At 72.1% G+C, this 12,187-nt stretch carries 10 protein-coding genes and 1 pseudogene; 8 read left to right on the forward strand and 3 right to left on the reverse strand.

The window, feature by feature from the left end:
• Nucleotides 1–134: 134 nt before the first annotated feature.
• Entirely contained in the window at nt 135–1,253 is a 1,119-nt protein-coding gene (locus tag ACFVVO_RS02305) for an adenylate/guanylate cyclase domain-containing protein (RefSeq protein WP_390051073.1), read from the forward strand.
• On the opposite strand, the gene ACFVVO_RS02310 is transcribed toward ACFVVO_RS02305, so the two are convergent.
• Entirely contained in the window at nt 1,244–1,867 is a 624-nt protein-coding gene (locus ACFVVO_RS02310; RefSeq protein WP_390051074.1) for a hypothetical protein, read from the reverse strand. The two genes, ACFVVO_RS02305 and ACFVVO_RS02310, sit on opposite strands and share 10 nt — an antisense overlap.
• Nucleotides 1,868–2,055: 188 nt before the next feature.
• Here ACFVVO_RS02310 and ACFVVO_RS02315 point away from each other — a divergent pair, with 188 nt between their 5' ends.
• The 4 genes from ACFVVO_RS02315 (at nt 2,056) to ACFVVO_RS02330 (ending at nt 8,589) form a co-directional block, all read left to right on the forward strand.
• Nucleotides 2,056–2,850, forward strand: a complete 795-nt coding sequence (locus ACFVVO_RS02315) for an enoyl-CoA hydratase/isomerase family protein (RefSeq protein ID WP_390051075.1) — start codon at nt 2,056–2,058, stop codon at nt 2,848–2,850.
• A 174-nt stretch (nt 2,851–3,024) separates the two neighbouring features.
• Entirely contained in the window at nt 3,025–4,167 is a 1,143-nt protein-coding gene (locus ACFVVO_RS02320; RefSeq protein WP_390051076.1) for a diguanylate cyclase domain-containing protein, read from the forward strand.
• An 86-nt stretch (nt 4,168–4,253) separates the two neighbouring features.
• Nucleotides 4,254–5,822 (forward strand): histidine ammonia-lyase, encoded by a 1,569-nt coding sequence (hutH, locus tag ACFVVO_RS02325; RefSeq protein WP_390051569.1) that lies wholly within the window; start codon nt 4,254–4,256, stop codon nt 5,820–5,822.
• 136 nt (nt 5,823–5,958) lie between these two features.
• On the forward strand, nt 5,959–8,589 hold the full coding sequence (locus tag ACFVVO_RS02330) for a serine/threonine-protein kinase (protein ID WP_390051077.1): 2,631 nt from the start codon (nt 5,959–5,961) through the stop codon (nt 8,587–8,589).
• A gap of 130 nt (nt 8,590–8,719) precedes the next feature.
• Here ACFVVO_RS02330 and ACFVVO_RS02335 read toward each other — a convergent pair whose 3' ends face one another.
• Nucleotides 8,720–9,490, reverse strand: coding sequence for a hypothetical protein (locus ACFVVO_RS02335; protein ID WP_390051078.1), 771 nt, complete (start codon nt 9,488–9,490; stop codon nt 8,720–8,722).
• A 42-nt stretch (nt 9,491–9,532) separates the two neighbouring features.
• Nucleotides 9,533–9,850, reverse strand: a complete 318-nt coding sequence (locus ACFVVO_RS02340) for an LAETG motif-containing sortase-dependent surface protein (protein WP_390051079.1) — start codon at nt 9,848–9,850, stop codon at nt 9,533–9,535.
• Between the two features lie 109 nt (nt 9,851–9,959).
• Between ACFVVO_RS02340 and ACFVVO_RS02345 the strand changes: the two genes are divergently transcribed.
• The 3 genes and pseudogenes from ACFVVO_RS02345 to ACFVVO_RS02355 all read left to right on the forward strand — a co-directional run.
• A complete protein-coding gene (locus ACFVVO_RS02345; protein WP_390051080.1) occupies nt 9,960–10,307 on the forward strand; it encodes a hypothetical protein in 348 nt (115 codons plus the stop codon).
• Nucleotides 10,308–10,525: 218 nt separating this feature from the next.
• On the forward strand, nt 10,526–11,773 hold the full coding sequence (locus ACFVVO_RS02350; protein ID WP_390051081.1) for an Ig-like domain-containing protein: 1,248 nt from the start codon (nt 10,526–10,528) through the stop codon (nt 11,771–11,773).
• 93 nt (nt 11,774–11,866) lie between these two features.
• Nucleotides 11,867–12,112 (forward strand): annotated as a pseudogene (locus ACFVVO_RS02355) (ATP-binding cassette domain-containing protein); the annotation flags it as partial.
• Between the last annotated feature and the right edge of the window lie 75 nt (nt 12,113–12,187).

Consider the following 12,187-nt stretch of genomic DNA (forward strand, 5'->3'; position numbering starts at 1 on the left):
GCGGCGAGACGCGTCGGTCGACCGGTGCCGGGAGGCGGACCCCCGGCTCAACCCGACGGAGTGAGCTGGCGCACACCTGCCGTAGAGTTGAGGCCGGTCGTACCTGACCGTGGCAGATCGGAAGGGCAGCAGGCGTGACCGTCGACGACACGGGCTCCGGCGCGGACGCGCGGGTGGATCCCCACGACGCCGACTCCGGCGAGGATCCGCTCGCCCTGCGTCTCGAGCAGCTCATTCTCGGCGCCGAGCGGCGCTACACCCCGTTCCAGGCGGCCCGCAGCGCCGGTGTCTCCATGGAGCTGGCGTCCCGCTTCTGGCGGGCCATGGGCTTCGCCGACATCGGGCAGGCCAAGGCGCTCACCGAGGCCGACGTACTGGCCCTGCGGCGGCTCGCCGGTCTGGTCGAGGCGGGACTGCTGAGCGAGGCCATGGCGGTGCAGGTGGCCCGGTCCACGGGGCAGACCACCGCCCGGTTGGCCGAATGGCAGATCGATTCCTTCCTGGAAGGACTGACCGAGCCGCCCGAGCCGGGCATGACCCGCACCGAGGTCACCTATCCGATCGTCGAGCTGCTGCTGCCCGAGCTCGAGGAGTTCCTGGTCTACGTGTGGCGGCGGCAGCTCGCCGCCTCGGCCGGCCGGGTCGTGCAGACCGCCGACGACGAGGAGATGGTCGACCGGCGGCTCGCGGTCGGCTTCGCCGACCTGGTCGGCTTCACGCGGCTGACCCGGCGGATGGAGGAGGAGGAGCTCGGCGAGCTGGTCGAGGCCTTCGAGACCACGGCCGCCGACCTGGTGGCGGCGCGCGGCGGGCGGCTCATCAAGACGCTCGGCGACGAGGTGCTCTACGTCGCCGACGACGGGGGCACGGCCGCCGACATCGCGCTGCGGCTGGTCGAGACGATGGCCAACGACGAGACGATGCCGGAGCTGCGGGTCGGCATGGCGTTCGGCACGGTCACCACGCGCATGGGCGATGTCTTCGGCACGACCGTCAACCTCGCCTCCCGGCTGACCTCCATAGCCCCGCGCGATGCCGTGCTGGTGGACAGCGCCTTCGCCGAGGAACTGATCCGCGCCAAGGAGGCGCCCGCCTCGGAGGCGGCGGCCGCCGAGGCCGCGGCCGCCGCGGAGAAGGAGGGCGAGGAGCCGCCGTCGTACCGCTTCGCGCTCCAGCCGATGTGGCAGCGCCCGGTGCGTGGGCTCGGTGTGGTCGAGCCATGGCTGCTCAGCCGCCGCGACGGTCAGTCCTGACCGCCGCCCGGCACGTCCACGCAGAGGCCGATCACCGGTAGGCACAGTCCGTCGTCCCAGGTGGGCGGGGCCGTCGTGCCGCGGCTCGGGGTGGGCGCGGGCGCGGGTGTGGTCCTGGTCGGCACGGGGGCCGGGGGCGAGGAGTGCGGTGTGGCCGTGGCCGGATCGGTACGCCGTGGGCCGGTGGTCTGGGCGCCGGTGCCGCTCGGGGGCGGGACGCGGGTGGCCGAGCGGCCGGGGACGGCCTCGTCGATCTCCGCCGGAGCCGTCGGGGCCGCGCTCACCCCGCCCATGGCCGAGGTGGCGGAGGGTCGGGTCGTGCGGGCGGTGCCCATGGTGGCGGCCGTGTCGGTGGAGCGGGCGGTGGCGCCGCCGCTCGGGTCGAGACGGGGCTCGGCCTGCGCCGTGTGCGGGGCGCCGACGCCGGACTCCGGTGCGGCCCGGACGAGGCTGAGGACGCCGGCGGCCAGCGCCAGACCTCCGGCGGTGAGCAGCACCTTGCGGGGGCTGGGCTTGCGGTGCCGGCCGCGGCGGGCGGAAAGCGTGGCGGTCTCCGCCGCGTCGGTCTGCTGATTCGTTTCCCCGGAACCGGACCGGGCGCGTATCGGTCTCATGAGGTCCCCTCCCCACCGTGGCGCGGAGCGCACGTTATGCGCTCCCGTGGGCGGTGTGGGGTGAGACGGCCGGGATGTCACTCGAACGGGTGTATAGGGCGGCGGTACAGGCTGCCCTTTCCCGGGGCGGGGTGCGGCTGCGATGATCGGGCCGACAGTGAGTTAACCCGCGTTAACCGGAGGGTGTCATGAGCGAGGAGCGGTACGGGGAGTTCGTGCTGGTGCGGCGGCACGGGCACGTGGCGGAGCTGGTGCTGGACCGGCCCAAGGCCATGAACGCCGTCTCGACGGAGATGGCCCGCTCCCTCGCGGGCGCGTGTGCGGCGCTCGCCGCCGACCGGGAGGCGCGGGTGGTCGTGCTGACCTCCTCGCACGAGCGCGCGTTCTGCGTCGGGGCCGACCTGAAGGAGCGGAACTCCTTCAGCGACGCCGACCTGGTGAAGCAGCGGCCGGTGGCGCGCGGGGCGTACACCGGGGTGCTGGAGCTGCCGATGCCGACGATCGCGGCGGTGCACGGCTTCGCGCTGGGCGGCGGGTTCGAGCTGGCGCTGTCCTGCGACCTGATCGTGGCCGACCCGACGGCGGTGGTGGGGCTGCCGGAGGTGTCGGTGGGCGTGATCCCGGGCGGCGGCGGTACGCAGTTGCTGCCGCGGCGGGTCGGTGCGGCCCGGGCGGCCGAGCTGATCTTCACGGCACGTCGGCTGGACGCGGCGGAGGCCACCGGTCTCGGGCTGGTGGACCAGTTGGTGGAGGAGGGCCGGGACCGCGAGGAGGCGCTGGCGCTGGCGGCGCGGATCGCCGGGAACTCGCCGGTGGGGCTGCGGGCCGCCAAGCGGGCGCTGCGGCTGGGGCACGGGCTGGATCTGCGGGCCGGGCTGGAGGTCGAGGACGCGGCATGGCGGTCGGTGGCGTTCTCCGGGGACCGGGCGGAGGGTGTGGCGGCCTTCAACGAGAAGCGCAGGCCGCAGTGGCCGGGGGAGTGAGGGCGCGGGGCGCCGCCTGGGCTTTCCCGCCCGGGGTGGCCCGGGGGTGATTCCCGCCGGGGCCCTGCCGGGTGTGGAGGTCCGCCGCGGTCACGCCGGGCCGGACCGTCACGTTGAGTCAGCGGCGGCGTCTTGATGTTCCTGTTCATCCCATTTTCTTCCTAATCTGGAGCAATGGGTGAGGACAAGCGGCTGGCCGCGGTGGTGGCGCTGGCTCAGGGGATGGCCGCGGCGCGTGCACCGATGGAGTCGTGGCGCGCCGCCGCGCTCGGCGCGTGCTGGGCACTGGACGGCAACTTCGCCGCGCTGTCGGTGTGGGAGCGCGACCTGGGCCGGCTGCGGGTGCTGGTGAACGTGGGGGAGCGCCGCCCGGACGAGGAGGAGTTCCCGGAGGCCGAGACCTATCCGGTGCACCAGTTCCCGGAGATCACCGAGTTCCTGCACGAGCGCTGGGTGGGCGGGGGCGGCCCGAACGCCTGGGTGGAGACCGCCGAGGGCACGGCCGCCGGCGACCGCGGCTACTTCCATCAGCGGGTGGCCGCGCTGCGCCGCCGTGGCCGGGGCTGCTGCGTGGTCGCCCCGGTCGTGCTGCACGGCCGGGCGTGGGGCGAGCTGTACGTGGCACGGGCGGTCAGCGCGCCGGTGTTCGGGCCCCCGGACGCCGACTTCGCCACCGTGCTGGCCGCGGTCGTCGCCGCCGGGCTGGCCCAGACCGAGCGGCTGGAGGAGGCCCGCCGGCTGGCGTTCACCGACTCCCTCACCGGTCTCGCCAACCGCCGTGCCGTGGACGTGCGGCTGGAGGAGGCCGTCGAGCGGCACCGCACGCGGGGCGTGGTCGTCAGTCTCGTCGTCTGCGATCTCAACGGGCTCAAGCGGGTCAACGACACCCTCGGGCACGCCGTCGGCGACCGGCTGCTGGAGCGGTTCGGCTCGGTGCTCTCGCTGTGCGGGGCGATGGTGCCGGGCGCGCTCGCCGCGCGGCTCGGCGGCGACGAGTTCTGTCTGCTGGTGGCGGGCCCGCCCGCCGACGACGTGGTCAAGGCGGCGGACGAGCTGTGCCGGCGCGCCGGGGAACTGGAACTGGGCGAGGGGGTGGCCTGCGGCGTCGCCTCGACCGAGGATCCGATCGGGCCGGTGCACGACGCCCGGCGGCTCTTCCGGCTGGCCGACGCCGCGCAGTACCGGGCCAAGGCGCTGGGCGCGGACCGGCCGGTGGTGGCGGGCCGGGAGGGGCCGGACGACCCCGTCGTACGCCTCGCCGACGAGCCCCCGCCGGAGCGGGCCGAGCGGCGCCGCTTCCGGGGCCGGCTGCCCTGAGGTGAAGCTCACTGGACGGTAAGGGGTGCTCCCGCGCTCCACTAGTGACACCAACGCATTCAATGCGTACGCTCCTGAATATGGATATGCACACTGTGGTGGTGGGGACGTCCGGTGTCACGGCGTCCGACGTTCTCGCCGTGGCGCGCGGCGGTGCCCGCATCGAGCTGTCGGCCGAGGCGGTGGCGGCCCTCGCGGCGGCCCGGGAGATCGTGGACGCCCTGGCGGCCAAGCCCGAACCGGTCTACGGCGTCTCCACCGGTTTCGGAGCCCTGGCGACCCGGCACATCAGCCAGGAACTGCGCGCCCAGCTACAGCGCAACATCGTCCGCTCGCACGCCGCCGGCATGGGCCCGCGGGTCGAGCGCGAGGTCGTACGCGCCCTGATGTTCCTGCGGCTGAAGACCGTCTGCTCCGGACACACCGGGGTCCGGCCCGAGGTCGCGCACACCATGGCCGACGTGCTCAACGCCGGGATCACCCCGGTCGTGCACGAGTACGGCTCCCTGGGCTGCTCCGGTGACCTCGCCCCGCTCTCCCACTGCGCCCTGACCCTCATGGGCGAGGGGGACGCCGAGGGCCCCGACGGCGTCGTCCGGCCCGCCGGCGAGTTGCTCGCCGAGCACGGGATCGCCCCCGTGGAACTGCGCGAGAAGGAGGGGCTCGCCCTCCTCAACGGCACCGACGGCATGCTCGGCATGCTGGTCATGGCCCTCGCCGACCTCGACACCCTGTACAAGTCCGCCGACGTCACCGCCGCCCTCAGCATGGAGGCGCTGCTCGGCACGGACCGGGTGCTCGCTCCCGAACTGCACGCCATCCGCCCGCACCCGGGCCAGGGCGCCTCCGCCGCCAACATGCTGGCCGTGCTCAAGGGCTCCCAGCTCACCGGCCACCACCAGGACGACGCCCCCCGCGTCCAGGACGCCTACTCGGTGCGCTGCGCCCCGCAGGTCGCCGGCGCCGGCCGGGACACCCTCGCGCACGCCCGCCTGGTCGCCGAGCGCGAGCTGGCCTCCGCCATCGACAACCCCGTGGTGCTGCCTGGGGGCACCTCCCAGGCTTTCGGCTCTGGGGGAGGACGGGTCGAGTCCAACGGCAACTTCCACGGCGCGCCCGTCGCCTACGTCCTGGACTTCCTCGCCATCGCGGCCGCCGACCTCGGCTCCATCGCCGAGCGCCGCACCGACCGGCTGCTGGACAAGAACCGCAGCCACGGCCTGCCGCCGTTCCTCGCCGACGACGCCGGCGTCGACTCCGGCCTGATGATCGCCCAGTACACGCAGGCCGCGCTGGTCAGCGAGATGAAGCGGCTGGCCGTCCCGGCCTCCGCCGACTCCATCCCGTCCTCCGCCATGCAGGAGGACCACGTGTCCATGGGCTGGTCGGCCGCGCGCAAGCTGCGCACCGCCGTCGGGAACCTCGCCCGGATCATCGCCGTCGAGCTGTACGCGGCCACCCGCGCCATCGAGCTGCGCGAGGGCCTGAGCCCGGCCCCCGCCTCCCGTGCGGTGATCGACGCCGTGCGCGCCGCCGGCGTGCGGGGTCCGGGCCCGGACCGCTTCCTGGCCCCCGACCTGGCCGCCGCCGACGCCTTCGTCCGCGGAGGGCGTCTCGTCGCCGCCGTCGAGTCCGTGACGGGGCCGCTGGCCTGACCTCCGCCCGGTGGGGGCGCCGTCGGTCGGCGCCCCCACCGCGGGCGGGGCGGTGCCACTTCCGCCGCCGCTCATCTCCGCCCGTCGGGGAGCCGGCGAGGCATACCCTGTTGCTCCGGCGAAGGGGGAGACAGCCGTGCTGCACGTGCCGCTGCATCGGGGATTCCGTTACATCCACGAGCCGTTACCCGTCGGAGACACGTCGATCCCGGTCCTCGGCCACGAGGAACTCGTCGGCCTGCTGCGCGAGCGGCTGGTGTACTCGCACGGCGGCACCTTCCTGATCACCGGATTCCGCGGGGTCGGCAAGACCACCCTCGTCCTGCGCGCCCTCACCCAGGCGCTCTCCCCTCCCACCGCGGGCGGACCTGACGAACGGCGTCCCGACCACGACGCCCTGCTGACCGTGCATCTGAGCGTCGCCCGCCGGATGGAGCCGGACCAGCTGCTCTTCGCCCTGGTCCGCCGGATCTTCGAGACCCTGGACGACCAGGGGCTCTTCGAGCGGCTTCCGCCCGAGATCCAGGAATCGCTGCTGCTCGCCTACACCCGGACCTCCCTGTCCTTCACCCAGACCCAGTCGGAGGGCAGCGAGCGCGGCGGCACACTGGGCGTGGGCTTCCAGCGCGGTCCGCTCGCCGCCGCGGCACCCACGCTCAGCATGACGGGCAAGCGGACGAGGTCCCGCACCACCGAAGCCGCGTTCCTCGCGTACTCGGAGACCGACGTCGAGCACGACCTGGTGCGCATCATCCAGCTGCTCAGCGGCCGGGACGGCCGTCCCGCCCGGCGCGGCCTGCTGCGCCGCCCCAGGCCCCGGCTGCGCATCCATCCGGTCGTCGTCCTCGACGAGATCGACAAGCTGACCGACGACGCCGACGACGCGATCGCCGACCTGGAGAGACTCCTCGGCTCGCTCAAGAACGTGCTCACCGCGCGCGGTGCCCACTTCATCCTGGTGGCCGGCCCCGACCTGAACGACCGGGCCCTCACGGACGCGGACCGGGGCAACGGTCTGTACGAGAGCGTCTTCGCCTGGCGGATGTACGTGCCGTGCCTGTGGGCGGCGCCGGAGCGCCTGGTCACCGAGCTGACCGGACGGGCGCGGGCGGAACTGGGCCTGCGGCCCATGCCGGCGCCGGTCCCGGCCCCCGCCGGGGAGCCGCACCACACCCTGGACCTGAGCGGATCCGAGGGCGAGGCCCTCCGGCTGGGCATGCTGGTCTCCTACCTGCGCTTCAAGTCCAGGGGAGTCCCGCGCCGGCTGCTGCAGGAGCTGAACTCCCTGGTCATGTGGGACGGCACCGGACGTCCCTCGGTGCACCTGGGCCCCGACGACTGGCAGCGGGTCCTGTTCTACAGCCACCTGGACGCGATCGTCTCGGAAGCCGTCGCCTCGACCGCGACGAGCATGATGGCCCCGGTCCCGATCGACGACGACCGCTGGCGGCTGGGCGGGTACCACGTGACCGAGTGGGCGCTGCGCAGCCGCGGCCGGGTGTTCACGGCGGAGGACGTGACCGGCCGCGGGCAGCTCGACCCGCTGCTGCGGCTGGACACCCCCACGGTCGAACGGCTGCTGCGTCACCTCGCCCGGCACCGCGTCCTCGAGGTGGTGAGCGAGCCCGGCCGTCCGGACGCCACCGTGTACGGAAATCCGCAGGACGCCGGTGTCACCCGCTACCGGCTCACCGACGCCTACTCCGGCCAGGTGGCGGGCCTGGCCCGGCACAACGAGAACGAACGCGCGGAGCTGCGGCTGCCGGCCCCCTCGCTGCCCCGCATCGGCGGCGACCCGGGAGGCGGCAGGGCCGATGCCGACACCACCACGGTGCTGCGTGGGGACCGCGGGGCCGTCCCCCAGCCGGCGCCCGCCGCCCAGTCCTCGCTCACGCTCTCGGGCCGGCTGCCTCCGATCACCCGCCTGGCCGACCGGTACGAGGTGCACAACATGATCGGCTCCGGTGGCATGGGGGCGGTGTACCAGGGACGCGACCTGCGGACCGGCGAGGGCGTGGCGATCAAGCTGATGCACGGGCACCTGGCGGAGGACGGCCTCTGGCTGGCGCGCTTCCGCCGCGAGGGCGAGATCGGCCTGCGGGTGCGGCACCCCAACATCGTGCGGACCATCGCGGCGGTCGAGACCCCGGAACCCGCGCTGATCATGGAACTGATCGCCGGCCCCTCGCTCGACGAGCAGCTCGGACAGCGGGGCACCCTCGACGCCGCGGACGTCATCCGCATGGGCAGGAACCTGGGCGAGGCACTCAGCCACCTGCACTCCCTCAGTCTGTCCAGGGTGGACCTCAAGCCGTCCAACATCATCTCCCACCCCGTCCGGGGCAGCGTGATCATCGACCTCGGCATCGCACGGGCCATGGACGAGGCGGAGGACATCCGCCTCACCCACGCCGGGGACGTGGTCGGCACCCCCGCCTACATGGCGCCCGAGCAGGTGCGGTCGGCCCTGGACGCGGACATCAGGTCCGACCTGTACTCGCTCGGAGCGGTCATCTACCAGTGCCTCGCGGGGCGTCCGCTGCACGCCGGCGCCAACGTGGTGGAGATCGCCTTCGCCATCCTGCGCAACCCGGTCTCCGTCGACGATCTCCCGGTCTCCGCCGAGCTGCGGGGGGTGCTGGAGACGTGTCTCGCCCGCGACCCCGCGGACCGCTATCAGGAGCCCACCGCCTTCCTGAGGGCCCTGGAGGCGACGCCCGAGGCGCGGGAGTTGTCCGGGCCGGGCGAGCGGACCCGGTTCCCCTAGTGCTGCGACCGGAAGGGTTCACCGGCTCGCGGCAAACCCTTCCGGCCACAGCACCGGACGCGGCAGGGCCTCCCGGAGCGCCGCTCCAGGAGGCCAGGTCCGCCGGTCGCCTCCGTCCGGAGACGGGCCGTCACTTCAGCTTGGCGGCCTGCGCCTTGATGACGGGTGCCGAGACCGAGTAGGGCTTCTTGGACATCATCGCGCCGATGTTGATCGTGGAGTACGTCGCGAGGGTGTTGCCGTGCCGCACGACCTCGCCGTGCAGCGGCATGTCGCCCTCGTCGGAGCTGTCGTTGGTCGCCGTGAAGGCCACCGACTCGTCACCGGTGCCCGAGGACTTCTCCTCGGCGACCTTGGTGAACTTCCCCTTCTCGCCGTCCTGCTCACCGGCGAAGCCGCCCGAGCACGCCTTCACCGCGTCCGAGACCGACTTCAGGGCCTGCTCGGCGCCGTCACCGTCGTACGAGGCCAGGGTGACCACGGTGACGTCCAGGTCCATGGACTTGTTGAGCGCGTCCTCGAACTTGCCGTCGGCCAGATCGTCCAGGGACGTGGCGTCGTCCGTGGGGTCCTTCTTGTCCTCCGTGGCCATGCGGCTGGCCTGTGCCGCCGGTTCGCCGGGCGCGATGGCGGTCAGGGCCCGCAGCAGCGGGTCGCACCGGGTGTCCTCCGCCTTGACCTTGCTCTTGTCGGGGAGACCGCCCTTGACGGCCCCGACCTTGAACCCCGGCACCTCGCCCTTGGCGATGACCAGGTCCTTCAGTTCGGCGGCGCTCAGCGCCTTCGCCGAGCCGCCCTTGCCGTCCCCGGAACCGCCGTCGGAACAGCCCGTGATGAGGGCGAGCGACAGTGCGCCCACAGCCGCGGTGGCGCACAGCCGCACGCCCGATGATCTCTTCATGAGCGGACTATGAGCGCACTGTCAAAGAATCGTCAAGCGAGATTAAAACCCGAGGCGTTCCCTGCGCACCGAATACACCACGAACCCGGCGCCCACGGTGAGGAACAGGCTGCCGCCGACCACGTACGGCGTGGTGTCGAAGCTGCCGGTGTCGGCCAGCTCCGTGGTGTCCGCGGCGTCGGCCGTCGTGGCCTCGCTCACGGCCTTCGCCTGCTGGGTGACCGGTGTCGTGGAGGCCACCTCGGTCGTCGCTCTCGCCGTGTCGTCCTGGGACGCGTTGGCGGACGGGACGAACCACAGGGCGCACAGCAGCGTCCCCGCGGCGGTGGCGGTCAGCAGCGGACGGCGAGCGAATGACACGGAATATCGATCCCCTTGTGACGCTGGCGAATTGGCCGTGTGGGGCGATGTTAGTGAAAGTCGCGGGTCACAGGAAAGTCACGGGGGGTTTCAGTCGTACGCTCCCGCCATGAACACGGAAGAGACATCCAGGTTTGTGCGCCTTCGGGTGGATCTGGTCCTCGAGGTGGAGGACGAGGACGAGCTGACCAAGGCCGCGCTGCGCCGGCTCGCCGCCGATCCGGAGCTGCCGCAGGAGGAGCGGCCGCAGGCCGAGGGCGCTGTGACGGAAGACACCGCGGAGGCCCTTGCGTATCTCGTGGACCCGTTCGACCTGGTCAGCGAGGTGCCTGGGGTGGAGCTCCAGCAGGCCTCCTGGTCCAGCGAGCGGATCGACTACGACCCCAACTCCCCGGACTGGGAAGTGGACGAGGATGATGGAGGGGACGGCGACGAGGAAGAGGACGGCATCGGCTGAGCGTCCCGGGGCACTTGTGCACCCCGGACGGCAACCGCCGTCCGGGGCTTTGTCGTCTCAGGGGGCGCACGGACGATTTCAGTACCACCCGTCACTGGCGGACGTGGGATGACCCACAGCCACAAGCCATGTGGAACGGGACGAATCGTCCGTAGCGTTGATGGTTCCCATGGGGACTCGGGGTTTTCGCGATTTCGGCAACGATGGAGAAGCGTGTGATGACGGACAGTAAGCGGCGCAGGGGCCTGACGGTCGCGTCCGCACTGCTCGGCGGAGTGCTGGCACTCACCGGGTGTTCCGGCGGCGGCAACGCCAAGGCAGCCGGCAACGGTGACACCTCGCAGGCCAAGGCCGACGAGGCAGCGGCCAAGAAGTCCTCCGAGGCCCAGATCACGATCACGCCGAAGGACGGCTCGAACAACGCCTCCATCAACAACTCGGCCGCCGTCGAGGTCGCCAAGGGCACCCTCACCAACGTGTCCATGACCACCGAGGACGGCAAGGCCGTGGCCGGCGCGCTGTCCGCCGACAAGACGAGCTGGAAGCCCAGCGCCCAGCTCGAGCGGTCGACCACCTACAAGCTCGCCGCCGAGGCCAAGGACTCCGCGGGCCGCGTGGCCCACGAGAACGCCTCCTTCACCACGGTCTCGCCGACCAACAGCTTCATAGGCAACTTCACGCCGGAGGACGGTTCGACCGTCGGCGTGGGCATGCCGGTGTCGGTCAGCTTCGACAAGGCGATCACCAACAAGGCCGCCGTGCAGAAGGGGATCTCGGTCACCTCCAGCAGCGGTCAGGAGGTCGTGGGCCACTGGTTCAACGCCAACCGCATCGACTTCCGCCCGGAGGCGTACTGGAAGGAGAACTCCACCGTCACGCTGAAGCTCGCGCTCGACGGTGTCGAGGGTGCCTCCGGCGTCTACGGCGTGCAGCAGAAGACGGTCACCTTCCACATCGGCCGCAACCAGGTCTCCTACGTCGACGCGCAGACCAAGAAGATGAAGGTCACGCAGGACGGCAGGACGATCAAGACGATACCGATCTCCGCCGGTTCGCCGGAGAACAAGACGTACGAGGGCATCATGGTGATGTCCGAGAAGTTCAAGGAGACGCGCATGAACGGCGCGACCGTGGGCTTCACCGACGACGACGGCAAGGGCGAGTACGACATCAAGGACGTGCCGCACGCCATCCGGCTGACCGGCTCCGGCACCTTCCTGCACGGCAACTACTGGGGCGCGAAGTCCATCTTCGGCAGCGTCAACACCAGCCACGGCTGCGTGGGCCTGTCCGACACCAAGGGCGCCAAGGACCCCAGCACCCCCGCCGCGTGGGTCTACGACCACTCCCTCATCGGTGACGTCGTGGTGGTCCGGCACACCGGCGACAAGACCGTCTCCCCGGACAACGGCCTCAACGGCTGGAACCTGGACTGGGCGCAGTGGAAGGCCGGTTCGGCCGTCTGATCCCGCGCTCCCCGCCACCCGCTCCGGTGCCGCCCCTGTCCCAGGGGCGGCACCGGCGTTTTCCGGGCTCTTCCCGGGGTGGGGCACAGCCTTCAGCAGCGCGTCGCCATCGCCCGCGCCCTCGTCAAGCGGCCCAAGGTGCTGCTCGCCGACGAGCCGACCGGCAATCTCGACGAGGGCATGCGCGACGAGATCATGGACATGCTCGAACGCCTGTGGAAGGAGCACGGGCTGACCTTCGTCATGGTCACCCACGACTCCTCGATCGCGAGGAAGGCCCCGCAGCCGGCCACCATCCGCAAGGGGAAGATCACCATCAAGGAGAACGCGGGCGCCTGACGGCGTATAACACCGCTCGTACTCGGGGGACTTCGCGGTTGTGTAACGGTGTCCCGCCCGGCGCGTAACAGTTCC

Source organism: Streptomyces sp. NPDC058145, assembly GCF_042884245.1.
Taxonomy (GTDB): Bacteria; Actinomycetota; Actinomycetes; order Streptomycetales; family Streptomycetaceae; genus Streptomyces.